At 50.8% G+C, this 22307-nt stretch carries 12 protein-coding genes and 1 pseudogene; 8 read left to right on the top strand and 5 right to left on the bottom strand.

Annotation, left to right across the window (positions count from 1 at the left end):
- Window positions 1–475 precede the first annotated feature (475 nt).
- Window positions 476–3025 (bottom strand): AAA family ATPase, encoded by a 2550-nt coding sequence (locus tag AC1RDQ_RS05205; RefSeq protein WP_492586608.1) that lies wholly within the window; start codon window positions 3023–3025, stop codon window positions 476–478.
- Window positions 3026–3685: 660 nt separating this feature from the next.
- On the opposite strand from AC1RDQ_RS05205, the gene AC1RDQ_RS05200 reads away from it, so the two are divergent.
- Complete coding sequence (locus AC1RDQ_RS05200; protein ID WP_492586606.1) at window positions 3686–4849, top strand: DUF8462 domain-containing protein; 1164 nt, start codon at window positions 3686–3688, stop codon at window positions 4847–4849.
- A gap of 513 nt (window positions 4850–5362) precedes the next feature.
- On the opposite strand, the gene AC1RDQ_RS05195 is transcribed toward AC1RDQ_RS05200, so the two are convergent.
- Window positions 5363–5806: a hypothetical protein gene (locus AC1RDQ_RS05195; protein WP_492586604.1), complete on the bottom strand. Its 444-nt coding sequence runs from the start codon at window positions 5804–5806 to the stop codon at window positions 5363–5365.
- Between the two features lie 84 nt (window positions 5807–5890).
- On the opposite strand from AC1RDQ_RS05195, the gene AC1RDQ_RS05190 reads away from it, so the two are divergent.
- Window positions 5891–6187, top strand: coding sequence for a helix-turn-helix domain-containing protein (locus tag AC1RDQ_RS05190; protein ID WP_492586603.1), 297 nt, complete (start codon window positions 5891–5893; stop codon window positions 6185–6187).
- Between the two features lie 370 nt (window positions 6188–6557).
- Here AC1RDQ_RS05190 and gmtX read toward each other — a convergent pair whose 3' ends face one another.
- The 3 genes from gmtX to gmtY are packed head-to-tail and all read right to left on the bottom strand — an operon-like array spanning window position 6558 to window position 13655.
- Complete coding sequence (gmtX, locus tag AC1RDQ_RS05185) at window positions 6558–7187, bottom strand: gamma-mobile-trio protein GmtX (RefSeq protein WP_492586602.1); 630 nt, start codon at window positions 7185–7187, stop codon at window positions 6558–6560.
- A complete protein-coding gene (gene gmtZ / locus AC1RDQ_RS05180) occupies window positions 7180–12270 on the bottom strand; it encodes a gamma-mobile-trio integrase GmtZ (protein ID WP_492586600.1) in 5091 nt (1696 codons plus the stop codon). Before gmtZ ends, gmtX begins: the two co-directional genes overlap by 8 nt.
- Before the next feature lie 5 nt (window positions 12271–12275).
- A complete protein-coding gene (gene gmtY, locus AC1RDQ_RS05175) occupies window positions 12276–13655 on the bottom strand; it encodes a gamma-mobile-trio recombinase GmtY (protein ID WP_492586599.1) in 1380 nt (459 codons plus the stop codon).
- Between the two features lie 160 nt (window positions 13656–13815).
- Between gmtY and AC1RDQ_RS05170 the strand changes: the two are divergent.
- The 6 genes and pseudogenes from AC1RDQ_RS05170 to AC1RDQ_RS05145 form a co-directional block, all read left to right on the top strand.
- Window positions 13816–13917 (top strand): annotated as a pseudogene (locus AC1RDQ_RS05170) (ATP-binding protein); the annotation flags it as partial.
- Window positions 13918–14027: 110 nt separating this feature from the next.
- Window positions 14028–15881, top strand: coding sequence for a hypothetical protein (locus AC1RDQ_RS05165; RefSeq protein ID WP_492586847.1), 1854 nt, complete (start codon window positions 14028–14030; stop codon window positions 15879–15881).
- On the top strand, window positions 15878–18169 hold the full coding sequence (locus tag AC1RDQ_RS05160) for a hypothetical protein (RefSeq protein ID WP_492586598.1): 2292 nt from the start codon (window positions 15878–15880) through the stop codon (window positions 18167–18169). The genes AC1RDQ_RS05165 and AC1RDQ_RS05160 overlap by 4 nt, the downstream gene beginning before the upstream one ends.
- Window positions 18166–18798, top strand: a complete 633-nt coding sequence (locus tag AC1RDQ_RS05155) for a hypothetical protein (protein ID WP_492586597.1) — start codon at window positions 18166–18168, stop codon at window positions 18796–18798. The genes AC1RDQ_RS05160 and AC1RDQ_RS05155 overlap by 4 nt, the downstream gene beginning before the upstream one ends.
- A 696-nt stretch (window positions 18799–19494) precedes the next feature.
- Window positions 19495–21042 carry a helix-hairpin-helix domain-containing protein gene (locus AC1RDQ_RS05150; RefSeq protein ID WP_492586596.1) on the top strand — a complete coding sequence of 516 codons (1548 nt, stop codon included), beginning with the start codon at window positions 19495–19497 and terminating at the stop codon, window positions 21040–21042.
- Window positions 21029–22282, top strand: a complete 1254-nt coding sequence (locus AC1RDQ_RS05145) for a site-specific integrase (RefSeq protein WP_492586595.1) — start codon at window positions 21029–21031, stop codon at window positions 22280–22282. Before AC1RDQ_RS05150 ends, AC1RDQ_RS05145 begins: the two co-directional genes overlap by 14 nt.
- Window positions 22283–22307 lie beyond the last annotated feature (25 nt).

Raw genomic sequence — 22307 nt, 5'->3', positions numbered from 1 at the left:
CAAGAACGCAGAACGCTGTGTGATGGAAAGCATGAGCAAGCGTAAGGGCGCATGCCGAATGTCCGATTCTGGCCGTTTTCTGCCTCTCGCCAAGGGCAGTAATCGGCCGATTCTGTTGAAAAAGTCGACCATGGTTTCCGCAGCAGAAAAGTATGCGTCCGAGATTGAAATCTTTACTTTCGGCAGAGGCTTCCGGACTCAGATTTCACGTAGCAGTGTGTAAAAAAGGCGTTTTAACCAGTCAATGACCAGGCTGTTTGGGCGAACCGACTTTTTCAACAGAATCGGCCATTAGCGGACATCCGCCAATGATCTGATCACTTCTATGCCCAGGCGCCCAGCGCGCGAAATTCAGTTCGCCCGCACAGCCGTGCAGCTAGCTCTGGGTACTCATTCCTTTTGGCCGCAAGCTTTCTGATGCGGGCGACTGCCCAATAGACAAGGCCGCACTGCCATCTGCCAAGGGCGTAGCGCGTTAGGTGCGCCGTCCCTCAACTGCATTCTTTATTGATTTAATCTCATCGTACCAGGTGCCAAATTGATAGATGGATTTGGTGGAGTAATAGTTGCGCACATCATCATGCTCAAGCGGGCTCAGATTAGCGTATAAATCCTTGAGCCTGTCCGCCTCTACCGGAAGCAATGGCACCAACTTCACGAAGTCCTTAAAGTTGGAAACCTGCAACGTTCTGATTTTGTACTGGTGACGTTGCTCATTGAATACGTAGGAGTTCGTTAACCTCTCCACCAAGCGTCTTAGCAGAGCAGAAAGCTTGGATTTTTCATCAGGACTGATCTCGACTTGTGGGCCAATGTAGCCATCAATTTGCCCACATAGCTCCTCCCATTTCTCTACGTACTCAGATACCGTCGCACAGTCTTCCAGCACCTGCACGGAGAAGGCGCCACTCAGTCCTGAACCATTTAACGTATTCTGGAGGTTCGCAAAGAAGTCCCAATTGTGTGTCAATACGATCAGTTGCGACTGTGCATTATCCTTCGCATAGTCACGCAGGCGCTCACAAAAATTAGAGATATAGTTGTAGTCAAAGCTAGTGACTGGATCATCCAGAATCAGGACTTGGTGCGGTGCGACGCTCGCCTCACACATGAACAAGGCAAGTGCGTGAACCTTAAGCTCGCCTTCACTCAGCACGCGATGCACCAGCTCATCTCCGATTTTCGGAAGAACTATCGCATCAGCTCCTTGGTTGGCCAGGCGGACACCAATTTGTTCCAGCGAGGCACCACAGAGACGGCGATACTCTCCATCCAAATACGGTACAAACGAACCTAGAACGAGCGCTGTGTGCGCATCCTTCTTTCGTGCGGTCAGCGCGGACAGGCGTGATGTGAAGTTATAGGACTCCACCACATTGGCGACGCCAGCAAAGGAAATCGCATTTTGGCAAATCGTCTCGATTTGAGGGCGCACGGAAGATGCGGTTTCATCGATGCTCAGTACACCAATTTCTGTTGCGAGCTTTGAAATCTCCTCGTTCAGCGCTTGCAACCCATTCGACGCTAACGTCAAAGCGGAGTCAGCGTTGTTGTACTCTGTATTAACCGCTTCGATATAAGCATTCAGCTCGGCGTAACGAGAGTAAGCATCGAGCGCAGCCTGATCAATTAGAGGTGCCTGCAATGAGGCTTTGACTGAGGTGATCAGATCCGAGGCTGCGCGCAAGAAATCGGCATTCAACACATTCGAATATTGTGAGTAATTTATCTCTGCGAAGCCCTCGATCATTCTTTTCTTGGAGTGCTCAGCCTGCTGTTTAGTATTTAGGGCGTATAGCTCCGTTTGAACCGTTGAAATCAAGTGATTATGGAAGGCCAGGAAGAGTGCCTTAGCATCATTTTCTAGTGTCTGACGGCACAGCGGGCAGTTTTCAGCAGGAACAAATGGCCGCAATGCAGCAGCTGCGGAGAGAAGCTTCTGCTGGCCTGCCACATCCAGGTCTTTGGAAAATACAGCACCTGCAAGCTCAATGCTTGCAGCCTGCTTTTGCTGGATTGAAAGCAGAATCTGATTGTAGGCAGAGTATGAAAAACCTCCGCACTGCTGAACGAAATTTGCCAATGATTGTTTTACTTGGCCTAGCAGGCTTTTCCTCAGAGTGAGGGCTTGTTGCCCCTCCGCGCTCGTCGCACCCTTAAGCTGCTCAAGCCGTGCCTGCTTTTCTACCTTTTGCAGGCGCTTTTCTTCACCAAAGCTCACCGTCCCTATCCAAGAAAGCATAGGCTCGCAATTGGTTGCACTCCAATCCTTAAAAACCCCAGTATTTGTATCTATAACTGCATGAGCGCCCAGCTTAATTTCGGCAATCTTCCTATCGGCATCCTGCCGGTACTCAGCAATTTTAGATCCACCGTAAGCCTGAAACTGCTTCAAATACTCACGTGCATAATCGAAGCACTCTAATCGAAACGCACTCAACTCCACGACAGCTTCTGGTGAGATAGAGCTATTGACGTGTTTGTATGCAACTGCGGAGTCAAAATATTTCAGAGCCTGAGCCTGGCCACCAAAACCGTCCAGCTCTGTCCAATTTTGTACAGAGCCGCCCCGCAGCTTATAGCTAAAGGACGGAAGAACCTTGCTAGAAGAACGAACATTATTCAGGGGCTCTTTTGGCTTCTCAGGATTTGCCAGGATTTTAAATGCCTGGCATAGGCTCGATTTCCCTGCGCCATTCCGACCAAACACTAGTGTTATACGCTTCGATAGATCCAACCTTAGCATGCCGCCTAATTTCTTAAATCCGGAGAAGTCCGACAGACTCTCCAGATGAAACGGTTGGATTGCGTCGCGTGCATTTGCCTTCAGCGCCGGGGGAGTAGCTGCCGCAGGTGCAAAGGTTTCCAGCTCGCAAAACAGCCTCCAGAGGCGCTCAAGCTCATCTGGAGATAGGTTGCCTCCGTCTGAGTTGATTGCGGCTTCACACACCGCGTGAAACCACGCTTCGTTGACCGAATCTCGGTGAGCTAAAAGATAACCTGTTGCATCACTATGCGCTGCCATTTTGACCTCCCTTTCCTGATGACTCAGCCACTATAGAGCACATTGCCATTAGCGCTATGACTCACAGTGTAGTGGCCTGATGAAACCCGACACCCAATTAGGCGAGAGTTCTCGCCAGATAACCGCTTCGAGGGGACTATATGAATGACTGCAAAGGGTCCAGGCCGTGTGAAAACGTTTTAGAGCAGGTTTGACAGTCAGGACTGAAACGAAAATCGCGTTCCTACGCAATTTTCCGGTCTGCTGGTTAACCAAACGCTGGCAGATTTTACGTAGCAACGCAGACTTCAAAACGGTGCATGCGTTTTCACACAGCCTGGGTCGGTTGCAGCCCTTCGAGACAGGCAGCCACAGCCAAAAGCTGACATTCAAAAATATTACTGGCCAGTAGTTTCCCATCGCTGCCAGGCGCCTGCACACGATACTACGAGCGTCACCTTTTCTAGCTCTGCGACAATGGCGTGGGCGTAGTCGCTTTAATTCGGGCGTTCCTTTCCCTCGTTTTTTTCGTCACGTCTCGGTATTGGCCCTTGGCGGATCTAAGGATGAAATGCCGAGCAAACCTGTCCTCACTACTCAAAACTATCGAAATATAGTGGTTTATAGCAAAAAACACTATAACACCCTATATTATGGTAGAGATCATAGGAGGTAAGAACGATGGATCCGTACCGCAACCCTTTTGCGCCAGGCGCGGGAAGTAGGCCGCCTGAGCTCGCGGGGCGTGATGCAGTCCTTGAGACCGCGAGAATTTCATGTGGCCGAGCCATCAATGGACGGAGCGCCCGGTCGATCATGCTTCTTGGATTGAGAGGAACCGGCAAGACGGTTCTGCTTAATGAAATTGGCAGAATTGCTCAGGAAGAAGGCCTTCTCGTCTCGAAGGTTGAGTCCCCGGAAAGCGAGAGTCTTGCTCGTCTTCTCTATCCTGAAATGCGCAAAGTCATGCGCTCACTGTCGGGTGTAGCGGCTGCGAAACAAATTGCTACTCGTGGACTAAAGGGGCTGCGCGGATTCGCGTCTATTTTCAAGATCGCAATCGCGGGTGTCGAGATCGGCCTCGAACCAGAGCCTGGACTCGCTGATAGTGGAGATCTTCAATATGATCTTCCCGATCTCTTCGACGTGATCGGCCGTGCAGCAAAGGCTGCGGGCAAAGGCTGGATTCTTCTTATTGATGAAGTGCAGTACCTTTCAGAGGCTGATCTTTCTGCACTAATCGTTGCCATCCATCGTATGTCTCAAGAAGGCCACCCGATACTTCTCGTCGGTGCTGGTCTTCCGCAGGTTGCTCGGCTCGCGGGAGATGCAAAGTCATACGCCGAACGTCTTTTTCTTTACCCAAGAATTGGTGCGCTGGAGCCGGCATCTGCTACTCAGGCCATTGAAAAACCGATACTGAATGAAGGTGTATCAATCGCACCTGCTGCACTTAGCGCCATCGTTAATCAAACACAAGGGTATCCCTTCTTTCTTCAAGAATGGGCCTCAGTTGCCTGGAACAATGCCGAAGGGTCAGAAATCACCCTCGATGACGTAAGTCATTCTTATGCTGAGACATTGGCTTCACTTGATGAGGGTTTTTTCAGGGTCCGTATTGATCGACTGACCAAGGCAGAGGTTCAGTTCGTGAAGACCATGTCGGAGCTGGGCGATGGACCATATGCCATGGCTGATATCGCAAGGACAATGGGACGCGCCCTGTCATCGCTCGGTCCAACCCGGGCGAACATTATTTCTAAAGGGATGATCTACAGCACCGATCACGGCTATCTGGATTTTACCGTTCCACTTTTCGCGGGATATATGCGGCGTCAGGGGTGAGCCCCTCGTCGTGATTTTCACGCGCACTTGTCAAAGCCGCATTTCTCCACTGCCCTGTATCTGCTGTAGGTAGTAGTGATAGCAGTCTGTTTATGGATGCACGGGGACTCCTGAACAAGATGAGCATGGATCGCTCCCCGAAGTATCTGCATCTGGCCGAAAGTTATCTCTCGCAATGGGCATATGACGAGGGTCTTCAGTGGGATAGTCAGTGGCATTGGGGCATTGGACATGAGCCACATGATTCAGGGATTGCTGGAAGAGCTGCCGTAGAATACTAAGTCATCGGGCAGCGCCGCATTCAGGTGTTTTGCTATCAGTTTCGAGTCCCAAGGGGGGCATTGGGGGGGCAAACGGCTACCATGACATAACCATTAGGCCGAGCTACGGATGCGAAGCGACTGCCGAACAGCGTTGCTGTCACTTTAGGAGTAATAGAGGCGCTCCTTGACGGTAAAGTCTCGCTCTACTCCATTCCTAGCTGGCTGGTAGCCGACAATCGATCTCAATAAATCAGATTGACTGCTCTTGGCGTTCGGTAAAAATCACGCTTCGTTGGGTACACATCCGTGTCGTCAAACCGCGATCGCCATCGACGTAGGTGGTGTTATTTTTTACTACATAGAGATGAGCGACGGAGTCTTGTTCGCTCAGATGCTCTATGCGCAGCAAACGCTCCATACGCCAGTCGCCAGTCCCATTTAGTCTGCCAGGCGTGACCACGTAAATGCTCTCCACGGTGCGCCCGGAGTATGGCGCTGACAGAAGATCTTCTAAAAGCGCGACGCTATCGATCATCAGGATGCTTCTTACTTCGATAGTTTGGACCCTCTCCACAATGGTCACATAGAACCAAACATGGGGGAGCGTCAGCTCAACATACTTCCAAACTCGGTAATCCTCGCCGAATAGCTGGCCAAATAATGGCTCTTCTGCTGCGATAGGGGTTCTGAACATGACATCATTTCCTTAATATACTCTATAGAGTATAGAGATTTTTCCTTTGCAAAGGCTTCATCTTTCCTTTTGCGAGCATGGCAAATGGAACTGAAGAAGGCTTTCGGGTTAGCAGTTCGCGAAATCAGACTTAGCAAAGGTCTGCCCCAAGAGGCCATAGGGCCGAGCCAACCCTTCGTGAGCGATCTAGAGCGAGGTATGAAATCGCCGAGCCTCGAAAAAATCCATGAGTTAGCGTCTTCGCTGGGTATCCACCCCTCAACTTTATTTGTTTATTGCTGTATCAAAGCTGATGAGGCGAAAGTGCCGCAGGAGGATATTCTGGCTCGCGTTAAGGATGAGCTAAGGGCTATTGGAACGAGCCTGAAAAACAGTCGATAGAATTGGTTATAGCAAAGTTTTAAAAAGCATGTCCCATCACTACTGCTAACTCATGTGCAGGGGTTAGCCTGAAAGAAGCGCGAACTTGCTCGACCTTCCTGTGCCGAGGATGCGAAGACCGAACACTAAGTAGAAAGCCGTCACAGATGATGCTCCTGCGTCAAAGGCTTTGCAGCGCGGGGGCTATTTTGCTGGGCAACTAAGTCGCGGTGACTGCTTCGAGTGGCAGCTTCTGGCCTTTCTTTGCCGATCATGGTAACAAAGCGTGATGGTCAAATCCGATGCAAAAGACTGGTCAGATCAAATGCAAACGGGTGGTCAAGTTGAGTGCAATTCCGCAGCGGGGTCATTCTGCCGACTAATTGGCTTTTCATTTCACCTGCCCCGACAGAATTTTTTCAATGGCATCGCGGAAACCTGGTTTGTGAATTTGTCTTCCGGATGCATCAATCACTTCGCCCCGATTACCAATCGACAACCCAACAAGTCTGAGGGCCGCCGGCTCGATTGCCGCTTGCAGCGCCGCCAACTCCGCACCGTTCAGATGTTGCTGTAATGCAACGGCCTGCGCCGCCGCATTGCTCAAAATTATCGGAGCTCCACTCTGTTGGCTCTTTCGTCCTTCCTTCGACTTGAGCGCTCGCAGCTCCTTGGCCAGCAAGGTGACACTCATGCGTAGCACTGGGTCTGCAATATGCTCGATCCAGTCGTTGGGGTGGGCTTTGGTTTTACCTGGCACCGAAGCCAACTTCCATGCTTGGATGAGCTCTCGATAATGCGTGCCAGTCGAATTCACGATGGATTTTTCGCCGGGTACGGGCAACCCCCGATCCTTGCCAAGAGTAATAACCGATTTGTAAGAGAAGTCTGAAGAATTACGCTCATGCAGCAGCCTGCACGTCTCATTTAACGCTTCCAAACTACGCTTGCGCCGGCTGTCGCTAGCCTCACTCATAAGCCGCTCGTAGGTTTCAAGCGGCAATGTCAGTAGCTCACTCATGGCGTTTTAACTCGTGACTAAGCGGGTGAGTGGCGCCATGCAAAAGAAGATTTTGAATCTCCATCGAAATGCGCGTCAGCTTGGGTTCGTGCGCGTCAATGTCAAGCAGCATCAAGTCACCTGAAAACAGGTCTTCGATCCGCTCCCAGGAACCAAGACGCTCTAGGAGTAGTTTGTTCAGTTCGTTGATTACGATCAGCTTTTGCTCATCGGTGAGGCGGAACATAGCAGGTGCCAAGTTATTATTTTCCGCCATTCTGTCGATAGCCTGGGAAATAAGCGGAATCGCACGCGAAGGATTAGCCGATTGGTAGATAGTCGCGTTCTGACATATTTCGGCCAACAGGTGATACTGTGTCCTGGACTCCTCAACTGCCACGCCAATCTCCTGTAGGTCGCCAGAGATAATCAACCTAATCTCTTTGACGCGCTCACCGCTCTGATTGGTCTTCTTTATTAGCTTCAGGCAGCTTTGGACGTAGTGATTGATGGCTGCGTAGTCTGTCAGCAGGCTATCGAGTTTCCCAGCGCTTTGTTGCTCATTGGCAATCGCCTGCTTGCGTTGTGACTGTTTCATATCCGGCTTGTTCGCTTGGCAGGTGTCGTAAAATTCCTGCTCCAATGCCACGACTGCTGCCGCATAGCCTTGGAAGCGCCCGCTTTCAGTGTGAATCTCTAGTGCTATTTCGTTGGCAAGTGCCACCAGGCCTGCCAAGAAAGGAATACCAGTTATAAAGAATCGGCAACGTAGGCAATTTTTTTGCCCGAGGTAACCTGCTTCAACGGCACCATACATTTTTTGCCCCTTACTCTCGTGCAGAAGCTCACCACCCATATGGCAAGCCGCTGCCGACATTGGGCAAATTCCCCAATCGAATACTACGCATGCTGAGTTCGGCACATCGTTTTCGATCAGAGAGCGATTTCCGTCGGTGGCAATCAGGACTTGGCGAAGCGGGTGTAGCCCTTGGGTCCTGACTGTCTCGCATTGACGCTCAGTGGCTAATTGGGCGGCGCGCTTTTCAGTCTCGCCCATGGTTCGCCTCATCTGCTCGCTGTTTAGCTTGGTGTAATAGATCGTCATTACCAGAGATGAATGACCGACCAGTTTTGACATCAAGTGGATGGGGGCATCGCCGTCTACGATAAAGGCGGTAATCAAACTGACCCGCAGGCTATGCGGGGTGTAGGGGGTGATCAAACGCAGGCCGGTGACATTACGGTTTTCCGCCGCGAGATTTTCACCCTCACGCTGAATTTGATAGAGCAACGCAGGCAACGAGTAGTCGAAAGCTGTCTTGGCACTAAGCGGTCGACCCGAAGAGTCTGTACGAAAGAGAAAACACTGGGTTCCTCGCGCTTTTAGGATCTTGCTATTGGCCTTTATGCGCCCTTCCAACGACAACCACGGCGTCGGCTCCGTTAGAGGGTTGTATTTGGCTTGCCAGTTACGCAGTAGCACGAACCAGTAGACAAGTTCGTCAGGTATCCACTCAACTTCGTAGCCGCCCTCCCAGCGCCCTGTTTTGTTGGTGGTTACGTACAAATTGGGTGCACCTTTGTAGCCGCGTTGTATGACTCCCTGCGGGCGGCGCTTTTTGCTCCCTTTTCCCGCCAAGGGGCCGATGTTTTTCACCCACCGAGCATTGGCGTTCTCAGCCTCCAGAACAGCAATCTCGTCATCTGCCTCGCCGCTATCGAGCCACATGATTTGTTGGCCGCGTAGCGGCAAACGCAGCAGCGTGTAATTAGCTAAAAATCGAACGGGTGACCAAATCTGGTAAACGTCGATCTTCTGTCGTTCTCCATCGACGACTCGAAGTACACCTGTTAGGACGCGCCAGACGCAGTTCGGATCGGTCTGGTCAATTTGCGACTCATCAACTTCCATCCAGTCGGAATCAAAAAACGTTTGGAGGTGGGGTAAGTCCTTTAGTGTTGGTCGACTTTGCAAAGCTTGTTCGCCGTTCGGCACAAGGAATCGACGCGCCCGAAGAATGTACTCATAGCCAAGTACCACCTTTGTAGACTCGTTGGGCCGATAAAACTGCAAGCTATCCGCATAACCGGCAAGAATCGTCTCGAAAGGGTTGCGATAGATTGGCAGTATATTGCGCTCCTCGGCAGTTATGTCGGTGCAGTGCTCGTTCAGCACCCACTTGAAGAATGCAGTGATAGAGCTATGTACCGACCTTTTTGTAGATTCGGCCTGTGCCTCAATGAGTTGCTGATAAGCCTCTATGTTGAAGGGACTCGTTCGCAACAAGAGGTATTTTGGGTCATCAGGTATACCTTGGGGTTTGAGATAGCCACTCAAAAAGAGTTTCAAGGAAAACGTCTTCTTATCTAGGTTTGTTTCATCCTCCAACCACTTTTGAACGACAGACCATACCTTTGGGTAGTCAGGCGATATTCCGAGAGGTTTTTCGGTTCCCAAAAAATCGTACCAGCTTGCCCAGCCAACTTCAGAGTAGACAGCTTCCGGGTTGGAAGGAAGTTTTGGATCTTCCCGATACCGCTGATGGTAATCCTTCTGGCCTTTCGCGCCCAGCGCCTGGACTGCCGTCTGCGCCTCAGCATAAGTGTCATAAATTTGGTGCTTTTCAGCACCTAAAAAGTCGTGCCAGTCTTTCCAGCCCAACTCGGCATAGCACCGAAAAGGATTAGCGGGTAACTTTGAATCTTTCTGGCGGCATCTTCTATATTCATAAATGCTTTTAACGCCTAGTGCATGAACTGCCGCCTGTGCCTCGGCATAAGTTATATATAAAGATCGCTTTTCCCTGCCTAAGAATTCGTACCAGTCGGTCCAGCCAGTTTTGGCATAATGTGATGCGGGACTAACAGGCAGTCTTGGGTTTTCGCGAAAGCGCGCCAAGTAATCTCTATAGCCCTTGATGCCCAGTGCTTGAGCTGCCAATTGCGCTTCGGTATAGGTAGAGTATTTTTTCGTTTTGCCCAAGTACGTGTGCCAATCCGTCCAGCCTGTTTCGGCATAAACCCGACTCGGAGTCGCAGGCAGCATTGGATCTAGTCGATAGCGCACGTAGTAATCATGGACCCCCTTGATGCCCATCGCTTGGGCTGCCGACTCTGCCTCCGCATACGTGGGGTAAAACTCACGCTTTTCCTTGCCTAGGAAGGTGTACCAGTCCGTCCACCCCGCGTCGGCATAAAATTGCTGCGGGTTGGCAGGAAGCCTCGGGTCGGTCTGATGCCGCGTCCGATAGTCCACCCCATTTTCGACTCCCAGCACCTGGGCAGCCGCCTGCGCCTCGAGGTAGGTGGGGTAAAAAGGAGCTTTTTCATTCCCCAGAAACTTGTGCCAATCGATCCAACCAGCACCCGCATAGCACTGATTTGGATTGGAAGGCAGCCTTGGGTGTTTGAGGAAGCGCACTCGGTAATCGTCACGGCTTTTGCACCGCATAGCTTGAGCTGTCGCTTGCGCCTCATCGTAGGTGGGGTATAAATCGCGTTTTTCGTTACCCAGAAACTCATACCAGTTTTCCCAACCTGCAAAGGCATAAACAACTTCGGGATGGCGCCGTAATCGTGGGTCTCTCCGATAGTGCGCCAGGTACTCTTCTTGACCTTTGATACCCAGTGCCTGCGCAGCAGCCTGCGCCTCGGCGTAAGTGGCATAGATGGGTGTCCGGGTTTTGCCCAGAAAGTCATACCAGTCAGTCCAGCCGGCATTAGCATAGGTATGATTAGGGGTATGAGGCAGCCTTGGATCTTGTCGGTAGCGTGCCCTGTAATCACCCCGGCTCTTCAGGCACAACATTTTGGCAGCTGTCTGCGCTTCAGCGTAGGTAGTGTAGATCTGTGATTTTTCGTTACCCAGAAACTCGTACCAATCCATCCAGCCGGCATTCATATAGTGTTGAGAGGGTTGAGTAGGTAGCCTTGGGTCTTGGAAACGCCGCATGCGGTAGTCTTTCGCGCTTTTAATGTCCAAGGACTGAGCCGCCACCTGCGCCTCGTTGTAGGTGGGGTACAAGTCAGGTTTTTTATTCCCCAAGAAATCATACCAGTCCCTCCAGCCTGTTCTCGCGTAGGTGTGGTGAGGCGCGGCAGGCAATCGTGGATGGTCAGCATAATGTGCCTGGTAGTCTTTTATACTCCTGATGCCCATCGCTTGGGCTGCCGCTTGCGCCTCCTTGTAGGTGATATAGATATGCCGCTTTACTCTGCCCAAAAATTTGTGCCAGTCAGTCCAGCCCGCTTCGGCATATTCAGTTTCAGGGTGACACGGTAACTTTGGATCGTTTCGGAACTTTCTCTTGTAGTCATTCGAGCTCGTGACCCCCAGGGTTTGGGCAGCCTTCTGTGCCTCGGCGTAAGTGGCGTAGAACGGTGATTTTTCTTTGCCTAGGAAGTCATACCAATTTGTCCAGCCCGCACCAGCATAGAACTTGTGAGGTTCGTAATGCAGCCTAGGATGTTGCCGACAATTCGATAGGTAATCCCTTCGGTTTTTGAAGCCTAGTGATTGAACAGCTGACTGCGCCTCAGCATAAGTGGCATAGAAAGATGATTTTTCTTTGCCTAGGAAGTCATACCAATTTACCCAGCCTGAACCTGCATAGACGTAGTAAGGTTTTGCAGGCAGTCGGGGGTGCTCACGATAACGCGCTTGGTAGTCTTTCATGCCCCTGATGCCCAGCGTTTGGGCTGCCGCTTGCGCCTCGGTGTAGGTGGTAAATAAATGCCGCTCGTCTTTGCCCAAAAACTGGTGCCAGCCAAGCCAGCCCGCGCTGGCGTAAACCCTATCCGGGTGACTTGGTAGCCTTGGATCGTTTTGATAGTGCGCTTTGTAGTCTTTTTGATCCCTGATGCTCAATGCTTGAGCTGCCACTTGCGCCTCGGTATAGGTCGAGTAAACATCGCGCTTTTCCTTGCCGAGGAACGCGTACCAATTTGTCCAGCCAGTACCGGCATAGAACTTTTCAGGAGCAACGGGTAGCCTTGAGTAAAGCTGGCTGCTCGCTTGGTAATCCCGCCCGCATTTAATACCGAGCGCCTCGCTTACCGTCTGCGCCTCGGTGTAAGAGTAAAAATCCGTCCTTTTTCGAGGCATCACCGTCACCCCTTACTAGCATCAATCACCGAATCATCAATGTGCTGCAATTGCAGCTGCGCCTCCACGTTGCGTAGGTTTTGACGTATTTGTGTCGCGGTTGGTTGTGTATAGGTTTGGCTTGATGTGATAGATGCATGGTGCATCGCGTTTTTGATCAGCAGCGGATCTGCGCCATTTTCTGCTAAGCGTTGACCATAGGCATGTCGATGGCCATGTGGAGTCGTGCCCTGAAGCTTGGCGTACTTCAAACCTATGCGTTCAATGGCCAATTTATGAGCCTTGCGGAACATGCGGTGCGAGTAAGGCTGGCCATACTTATTAGTAACGGCATATGGATGGTTTTCACCGGCGATTGGCCCCACTCTTTGTTTTAAGTGGTAGTCACGCCACAGCTCGGCGAAGACGAGCCCGGCGTCGTGCGGGTAAAAGTACACCTCGAAGCAACGCCGGTGCGGGTCGGTGATGAGACAGTTTTTCCAGCCTAGGAAAAGTGGGTCGGTGGCCTTTACCAGCGTATTTCTGGGTTGTAGTCCGTAACGCTGCCGCAAGATTACGGAACGTTTGGTTCCGTCATCCGCTCTGCCATATTGAGGATGAAATACACGGACGATTACCTCCCCGGCTTCAATACTTACGTCATCGCTCCAAAGCGATAGCGCTTCGGACAACCTCAGCCCACCAAAGTGCATGAGGTAGGTAAGTAGGACATTGCGGAGGTCCGTCGACCCAAGCGTGTCCCGTGCCCGTCTTCGAAAACCCGCCTCTAGCAACAATTCAAATTTTTCATCGGGAAAGGTTTTGGCTGGGGTTTGGCGATCAATTGGTAGTGTCGACGCACGATTCAAACGGGAGAATTCCGTCGGAGGTTTCTCTCGCCAAAGATGAGACAGAAAAGCGTTATCCCTCCGGTGCGAGTAGGCAGCCCAGTTTAGCCGCTGCTCATGCCGAGTAGCTTGCTTCCAGGGATTGAGTTGCAGATGGGCGTCTTCATTAATTACTGACAACCAATCGGCAAAACGTGTGATATGGCCAATCAGTTTACTCGCGTCCTCAGGTTGCCGAGGCTGCCACCAAAGGCCTGACGGATCGCTGAACCTCTCAATCGTTCCAGTGAAGAGCGCATTTGAAAATGCCGAAAACAACGCCCTTGGTGCATCAAAGAAGCTTTGGTTGGCTTCCATGAACTCTAGGAGCAGTTGAACGGCGAAAGTCACTGAGTCTTGCCATGAGCGACTTTTGAGTCGATTGAGATGAATGTACCGAGCGAATTGATCCAGCACGCCATGCTCGGTGACGATGATTGGTAATACTGACCGAACGCCGGTTGCGTCAGCTACAAAGGTTCTGTATTCGCGATGGGAGCATTCAAGAATGGTTTTCATCTCGACCATCCACTGCAATTTTGGATTTATTGTCCTTTTTGGGGGTTCCTTTAGTTATAGGGAGCGCACTGCCTAACTCATCGTACTCCTGAAACGAAAATATTCGACTCTTAAAAATGAGAAGACAAAGTTTTTTTGGTGGTTAGATCGGGGTAACTAATTGGAGGTGCTCCGGGAACCACTGGAATCCGGCCACATCGTGATCTCCCGTGCCAAGGACCGCGTACGCTTCCCGGCGCGCTTTCAACTGGTCGCCGTCATGAAGTGTACTCTCGAATCATGTACCTACCGACCGAGCACATTCATGTTATTAATATTAATGATATTTCTCGGAAGGCTACTATTTTTAGCGCTAGGTCCAGGGATGAAAGCATGTCAAAAAGCGATTTCATTACGTTCTCCGTGTTGCGAACAAGATCCGGGAGTCAAAGGGAAGGCAGCAGCACGCTGGATGTTGGTCAATGGTTACAATCATCCATTGTTCGCCAAGGAATAGAGGCACTTGCGCATAACTCTATGCTTTCTCCTATAGAGTGCAATGTAATTAGTCATACCCGTCGAGCTATACAATGCTTGAGTGAATCAACCAAAAAAATACTTAATCGCTCTGCCATGCAGCTCGTAGAAAACGATATAGTGGCTCTCCTACACGCCTTTGAAACAGATTTTTTTAATACTCCCGATATAACATCCGATACAGCTTCCAAATTTTCTACTGCCGCGCGGCGCATTATCGCGCTTGGGCCTGACACGCTGGGAGATGGCAAGAGTCTCAGAGAGATCGTCCAAGAGCACTCCCCCCGCTTGAGACGTCGGAAACACTTACCAAAGAACGAACTCCCAAACGAGCTAGCGCTTCAGCCCCACATCGACTGGGACGACTTAGTACGCCATACGCACGAGAACTTACTTCAGCGGCAGATCGCTATTGAAGACGCGATAGCTGAAGAATTTTATTTCTATGAAAAAGTTATCACACTACAAGAACAATGGCTGACCACTTCCATTTCGGCAGACACTTGGCAACGGGTCATTGATTGGATTGAATCGAAGGAAAAAAGACTCAAAAATAAACCAGAGCCTAATGATCTAGCAGCGGTAATACTGCAGCAGCAAAAACAGAACAATCCGGTGTTCGATCAAACCGGATTTCCAGAGGGGATTTATCCTACCTGTTACGTAGCAACCTGCATAGAAGGATTACCCGCCTATCAGTTTCGCACCAGCTCAGCCCCTTGGTTCTATGCCCGCCACCGACTTCCTAACGCCGTACTGGTCGCCATATTTATTGCGCTTCTTATTCATACTGGCTGGAACCCAGGCGCCGTTGGCACACTCACTTTATCCGATATCCAACCTCAACCTCATGGTGGCTATCAATTGCAAGGATACAAGGGAAAAACTGATGACGACACCCCGATAGTAGATGTTTTCCAATCTTCAAGACTGATATGCAAAGCTATTGCGCTCTTACTTTGGAACCACCGTCAACTCAAAGAACAAGGGTTGATTGCTGCATCAGAATCACGCGTATGGTTTGGCTGGCAGACTGATGGGTTCAAGCATACATCCAGCTTCTCTGACACTCCGCGTATTAAAAACTTTTGCCGCCGCCATCACTTGGAAATATTCAAACCCTCGCAGCTTCGCCCCCTCAAATCAGCACTAACCTATCTTCCACAACGTGACGTTGAGGCTGTACGCGTCCTGCTGGGTCATAAACAACTGTTAGTAACGGATGGCTATCTCCAAAACACTCTATTTTTTCGCATGAATGAAGCCAATATGCTGCAATTCCAACGCCGCATAGAATCATCATTGACCTATTCTATAGGTGGTGACGATCTCGTCACGACCCGTAAGTTAAACCGCGCGGATGTGGACCCAACGCTACTATTTCCAACCGGTGATGGCGGATCCTGCGCAAACCCGTATGCCGGCCCTCCTGATGAACGATTGTCTATTGGTGAACCTTGCTCTGGAATACTCTGCCAACAAGGCCTTGGCTGCCCCAATTATCGGCTGACGGTCACAGAGCGTACGCTCGAAATGGCTTTGAGGACCCTGCGCTACTATCAGTCTCGATGGTCTGAGCTGAATCGAACAAATCCCAGGGCTTTTTCCCATCTACACATTCCTCGACTGCTCTATATACACGTCCTGCTTTCTATTATTCAGGAGCAACGCCCCGACTTGCTCCAAAAGGCAAAGGAAAAGCTCTCATGAATATTTCCGTTGCAGAACTTTTCGATTTTCCGCTGAAAGATACCGAAGCAAACTACTGTTATATACCGATTTCAAAAAAAATAGCCTACAGGGGAACAAGTATTCAGTTCCAAGACGATATCAAAGTTCACAACATTGACTTGGCGGCTCTTATCCTACCCCCAACACTAGGACAACCTTCGTTTATTCGCCTGAGTGATGAGCAGAGTTATGTAAATACGGCAATGGCGATCGCTGATCGAAAATTGCTTAACGCGAAGATGGACCGGCCTTCAGCAAGGATGATCACTCGACAATTGTACCTACTTCGTCATGTCTTAGACTGGCTTAGAGCGCGGGGCGTATACCACCTAAGTGATGCAACGAAACATGACATGGATGATTTGATGAAAACCTACGCCGAAGGTGGCTGGGTCGCAACTCTCAACATCAGTGAGCGTTGGCATCGCGCCTTAGACCTGACGACTTCGCTGGAGCTGAAATCTGCTTTTCATTACAAAACTCGTAATGGTGTGCCGCATATCGAAACAATGCGCCAACCGTTTTGGCGTGAACGTATTGGCTGGGGCGGCATTCTGCCGCTCCCTACGACTATCAAAACGCGACTGGAAAGCACGCTGAAAATACCGTTCACTCCAGGGTGGAAGGACCGTCAGACCACTGATGCGGGCCCAGTCGGCCGTCAAGTAGTGCGCAATATTTTAAGTTCGTTGAATGACTGGTGCTTGCTACCATCAGTGGTTGATCGATTGCAGCAACGCTCTGCTGTACAACCTGCAAAGACATCCAGACGCTTATCTACAAAGGCGGCAACCAGAACAGCTAACCTGAAATTGGAAGTTGCCGTTCGAGTAATCAGTGCGGCACTACGCATGCTATATGAAATTGCACCATCGCTGATCGAGTTACTAAGAGAGGCTGCTTCTGCAGAGAGTCAATTTTCTAAGCCTACGTCTCTGTCAGACTCTTGGCTAGCGGCACAGTCATCTACTCAAAAACTGAGCAATTTCCTGGAAAAGCCTCTAGTTCGATGGCTAACCTCCGGCACCTATGCTAAGAGCGAACAAAGTCACACAGTTGACCAAGTGCTAAGTGCCGTACAGTGTTCCTGCGCGATAATTTTGGCGGCCATGAACGCTCGGCGAAACCGCGAAATATGTGATGCCCACTTCGGTCTACGGGTGAACGATTTGACCGTACTCGACGACGATATTGGGATTTACCAGACACTGTTTTACATCGAAAAAACATACTTCGAACGACATGCGTTTTATATAAACCGCACCTCAGCTGATGCCATCCGCTGTCTTGAAACATTACAAATGCTCTGCCTGCCGGCTGGTAATAACATGAAGCCAGGAACCAGTATCTTTACCTGCGGCCGGCGTAGCCAACTCGGTATCCAAAGTGAAGCACACCTCAGTTTTACCAACGACACGAACCGGACCAGATCTCTTATCAGTTTTTTCCAAGTGGCCCTTGATGGCAATGCTACTGATCTAAGTTTATCGGCACATATGTTTCGTCGTTTTTACGCCATTTTGTATTTCCACCAGTACGAGCATGCGGACCTACGCGCCTTAAAGCAGCAATTACGACACATAGATATAGCGATGACGCGGATATACGTCACAGATCCGTCAACTCGGCCCTTGGCAGAACAGATTCGCACGACCCTCGGCCAAACCCGTTTTTCGGTGGCAAATGAGCATTTGCGGTCAGCTTTGGATGAAAGCCATCAAGACCTTGCGGACGCGATGGCCGAAGTGGAGCAAGAGAAACTGGTGCAAGCTCTAGAACAGATCCTATCAGGACAAGCTACAGCGGGTGGATTTAGCCGCATCGTCCGAAAACTATATCGCCAAATGCAACCCAATCTAACAATTGAGCCCAGTGGGGCGTCCTCGCCAATAGCAAAAAAGCTATTGAGCCGGGGCTATCGCGTGGAGCCCATGGCACACGGTCAATGCCATGCCCCCAGTGCAAGGCGCCACTTAAAGGCGAGGTGCGAGCGCAGTGGTGATTTGGCGCGTGAGCACGCTTGTGCTCACCTTTGCCAAGGGTGCCCTTACCATTTCAACAATGAAGCCTATCTCGAAAATCTAAGGGAGGATCTGAAGCAACTGGAGAGCGATGCCTACGACATCCTGCTACCACCTCTGCAGCAAGCCCGAGCAGCCTTTGATCATGACAACTTGATCCACTTGATTTCCATCACCGAAGAGCAAATGCGGAAAAATGTTGAACAGATAAAAAATCTCAATACTGAGCGGAAGATCGACTCGTGAGCCAAACACTGCATCAATCTCAAGTCGCAAAACAAATCGCCCAAGCAGCCATAGACCGTAAGCTGGCTCTGTTACAAGAGTGGGTTGATAAAGGCATTCCATATCGGATGGACGAGGACGGGCATGTTTTGCTTGATGCGCAGGACCGTAAGGTATTGGAGTTCTTTCCGACCAGCTTGCGCCAGTTCAAGCTCTGGGATGGTTCCCAGAACTCTCCCCGCCTGCAAGCAAATCTTCCGTCATTGACCGTAACTGGAAACGACACATTATCCAAGCGCCCAGCCAGCGCCGAGCAAGCTGCCCGCCTTATCGCTACATTACGTCAGTGTGCCAAAAACCAACAAGAGGCTGGCAGTGCGACCACCGCACGTAGACTTCAGCAAGCACTGAGGGTAGCCCAGCACACAATTGGTTTACGCGTGGCAGAGCTTCGGGAACAGCAGCGGGAACTGCGTCAGCTGAAGCGCGAACATGTGCAACTGTGTGCGAAATACGAAGGGGATAACCTCGAGCTCAGGAAAAACTTGGATCGCACATCCATTGCGCTTAGCCAGGAGCGTCAACGAAACGCCGAGCTAACAGCATTGTTGTCAAAGGTGAGCCCCCTGAGAGCCCCCCATGGTAACTAGTTCTCATGCCAAAGCCGATGCTGCCGTGAAGCGGTTACGAGCATGGCTGTCGGCCGGCAATACGATTCCCAGACGTCACGGTCGGGTCAATAAAACAGCCTTGTGCAATGCCGTGGGCATAACCCGTTCGACACTGGATTCCAACCCTAGACTACGCGCTTTGGTCGCATCTTTGGACGAGTTAAATCCCTCACGCCCACGGCGCGAGCCAACACCCGAAGCTTCGTCACTAGAGTGCGAAATTACCGCGCTGAGGGAAGAAAATGCTGCACTGAAGCGGAAATTGCGATCCGTAACGCTCCTATTGACCACCGGTCGTTGTCTTCATCCATGATCCCTGCACCGGTTGGGGAAAGTTTATTGTCTCAGCATGTCGGACTCGTGGAGAGTGTGTTCGACACGAGCGATGGCGCCGTCTCTATGCGCTGGCGGACCGCATCGGGAACATGGCGCGCCAGAATCCCTGCACACGCACTCAACTCTCGCCCGTCCCCTGGACAGGTATGGACTTTCAACGGTATGAGCCACTATCACCCTGAGGCGGGCGAGCAATGGGAAATTGTCCAAGGTGAAAGGTGTGTACCTTCAACCGCACTCATCATCCCCTTCCTTTGCTTCAACGTTCCAGGCCTCCTAGAGCATCGTGCTAACCGCTGGCTAGCACGATGGAATGATTCGCTGGTCGAGATCCTATCTATGTCCAACATCAACTCGTTGGCGGAGACGTTGGGTGGCCCCTCAGGTCATCGAATCGCTGAGAGGACGATCAGATTCTGGCAAACATATGCACATCGCTTGCCCTTGATCAAAACCATGCACATATCGAACAGAGCTGACCAACTGGCCGAGCAACTGCAAGATCATTACGGTTGCGAGGCCTACGAAAAGCTATTGGTAAACCCCTATCGATTGCTGGCATTTACGTCTTTTGAGGAGACTGATGCAATCGCAAGGAGTATGGGAATTCATAACGAAGACCCGCGGCGCCTGAAGGCCGCGGTAGAGGCAGCGATGCATCACAGCCATGACTGCGGCCTGCTTGGGTTGCAGAATGCAGAGTTGCAAAAGGCCGTAGCTGCACTGCTGAGCATTGAAGTGGACGAAACGAGTACCGCTATTCGGCTCGCAGAAGAAGCTGGCGAGATATCGCGCTTAGCCACTGACATTTGGCTGAACGATGCAACAGCAAGACAATTGGCCTTTGTGACCAGAACACTGGCGATCCTAACCAATGTCAAAGCCCCCAAAATAACAAGTCAACGACCAATGTCTGTTGGGGACGTAATCCAGTACACGTTAGGGGGTCGGATCAGTTGGGTGCGCGGTCAGTCAGCCACACTCCGTGATACCTACCTCGTATCATTAATCGACGCACTGATCATCAAAAACGAAACTGCCCAGATAATCGTTGAAAGTCCGTTACTTGCAGATCGCTTGCGTAAGAAATCGGCAAAAACTCTAATTACCACCTCCAAAGAAGGCTTATCTGGGGTTACGTCATCCGAAAACCGTACCGTCATTTGGGTTTCATCATCACAGCGTCTGGACGCACTGACTCGCGCATTAGTTTGCGCCGCTGATGCCAACCGTTTGATTGTGATTGATGACGGATTAGCATCAGCAAATAGCGCTGTGGTGGCAGCACTTTTAACGTACAGCGGATTGGCGGCCGTTCACCTGAGAGATCACTTCACCTTAAACGAACTCGAAAAGCGTCACTCCAGCGAACCGAATATTTCCGTTCTGAAGAATGCTCCGATCTATTGCTCAAAAAAATCACAACAAACCGGAATATCAGTGCTTAGAGTAAAACTAGAGGACTACGAACGCGCCCTAATAGGAGTATGTTTTCAACAATCAAAAAATGGCTCAGTCGCGGTGTTATTTGCTGACCAAAATGCATGCACTGCCTTCGAGCTGCACTGGCGAAAGGCTCGCGCGCAAGTACCAGCTATGCCCACCGATGAAACCCTCACCGTCACGACGTTAGATTCCATTGAGTCCGAGGATGTGGCGACCGTAATTCTTCCTTGGCCGATAAGCAGGCTTCCATTTCCCCTTTCGTCAGCATTACGCACGTTGGCACGTGAGCGTGTCGTAATTGTGGCTGCCGTCGACGCCTCACCGATAGATCCAGATCAAGACCCTGCATCTGTGAGCCGCGACGCTGTACTAGCACTGAGTAAACAGCTAATGACCGAGGCACATGCTCAAATTGTGAGTGATTCTGATGGCTATCAGTGACTCCCCGATTGTATTGCGTCGAGATGTCGCGGGGGATGGCAACACGTACTGGCATTTGTGTGACCTAAACGGCTACACCATTTGGCCATTTGTGGACTACATCATCGATTGTGTCGATGTCAGCGAGCTCAATCCGAAAACAATCGAAAACCGGGCATATGCATTGGTGAAGTGGTTTCGTTTTCTGCATGGCCAACGATTGGGGATGTGGGATGTAACGGATTCAACTTTAAAGCTATTTCGTAATGAACTGATGGAAAAGCGAGCGGCTAATTGCGGCAAAAGCCCTCAAGCACGGCGACGTTCGATTAACTTGGATCTACGTAATGTGTATATGTTCTACGCATGGCTGCAGCAAGATCCAGGCTATGGCGCAGATCGACACCTGTTGGGGAGCCATCATTGCCAGATCACGAGCACGTTAATGTCGGACACCAACCCTCGGGATCGTAACCGCCAGCGTTATCCTCTGACGTTTGCACATGCTGGTGAGCGCAGCAAGCATCGCTTGGGATTTGTGCCCGGTGAGTCCCATCGATCAGCACTTACTGCGTATTTTTACGACACATATCCTTCGCACCTGGCACTACGCAACTGCCTGATTTTCGAGCTCGCCTGGTCAGTTGGCTGGCGAAGAGGCTCGATACTGAGTTTAACGGTAACCGATTTCGCAGCCGCGCGTGCACAGCCCCATGAGGACTTTTCAGTGACCCCGACGCATCAGAAATTTGGCTATAGCAATAGCTTTGATTTACCTGGTCGTATGGTCGTTCGACTACTGGACTTCATCGACAAAGAGCGTGCTGATTGTGTCGTGCAGACCGGAAGCTCGCGATCCGAGATTTTCCTTAATGATCGAACTGGTCAGCCTCTTACAGCAGGGGCGGTATCAACCTTGTTCAACCGAGCCAGACATGCCTTAGGGTGGCCTTGGGGGGCGGGACTGCACGCTTGGCGCAGAGGCTTCACCAACGCTTATCTGGAACGTGATTTAGACGCTCGAATAGAACTTGGGTTGGATACCAGCGGAGAATCGCTGTCCATGTCGCTCGCGCAGGCATTGGGCCAGGAAAGTTTAGGCAGCCAGGCTGCGTATGTTCGGGATACACAACGACGCATTCGTGGCAGCGCCACTTACCGAGACAAAGAAGAACATGCACGGCTCGCCGACGAAAATAATCGCCTGCGAGCGGATGTCGCGTCCCTATTGAAAGAATTGGCCGCCCTGGATGCGAAATAGCACACCACTTTTGAGCGCACAAGAA

Source organism: Pseudomonas sp. GW823-FHT02E01 (assembly GCF_058797535.1).
Note: the sequence above shows the minus strand (reverse complement) of the source record. Positions and strands in the feature narration are given on the sequence as shown.

What these genes read in the sequence shown, in the direction of transcription:
- AC1RDQ_RS05205 (WP_492586608.1), bottom strand. Translation starts at nt 3,025, where the DNA reads ATGGCAGCGCATAGTGATGCAACAGGTTATCTTTTAGCTCACCGAGAT.
- AC1RDQ_RS05200 (WP_492586606.1), top strand. Translation starts at nt 3,686, where the DNA reads ATGGATCCGTACCGCAACCCTTTTGCGCCAGGCGCGGGAAGTAGGCCG.
- AC1RDQ_RS05195 (WP_492586604.1), bottom strand. Translation starts at nt 5,806, where the DNA reads ATGTTCAGAACCCCTATCGCAGCAGAAGAGCCATTATTTGGCCAGCTA.
- AC1RDQ_RS05190 (WP_492586603.1), top strand. Translation starts at nt 5,891, where the DNA reads ATGGAACTGAAGAAGGCTTTCGGGTTAGCAGTTCGCGAAATCAGACTT.
- gmtX (WP_492586602.1), bottom strand. Translation starts at nt 7,187, where the DNA reads ATGAGTGAGCTACTGACATTGCCGCTTGAAACCTACGAGCGGCTTATG.
- gmtZ (WP_492586600.1), bottom strand. Translation starts at nt 12,270, where the DNA reads ATGCCTCGAAAAAGGACGGATTTTTACTCTTACACCGAGGCGCAGACG.
- gmtY (WP_492586599.1), bottom strand. Translation starts at nt 13,655, where the DNA reads ATGAAAACCATTCTTGAATGCTCCCATCGCGAATACAGAACCTTTGTA.
- AC1RDQ_RS05165 (WP_492586847.1), top strand. Translation starts at nt 14,028, where the DNA reads ATGTCAAAAAGCGATTTCATTACGTTCTCCGTGTTGCGAACAAGATCC.
- AC1RDQ_RS05160 (WP_492586598.1), top strand. Translation starts at nt 15,878, where the DNA reads ATGAATATTTCCGTTGCAGAACTTTTCGATTTTCCGCTGAAAGATACC.
- AC1RDQ_RS05150 (WP_492586596.1), top strand. Translation starts at nt 19,495, where the DNA reads ATGTCCAACATCAACTCGTTGGCGGAGACGTTGGGTGGCCCCTCAGGT.
- AC1RDQ_RS05145 (WP_492586595.1), top strand. Translation starts at nt 21,029, where the DNA reads ATGGCTATCAGTGACTCCCCGATTGTATTGCGTCGAGATGTCGCGGGG.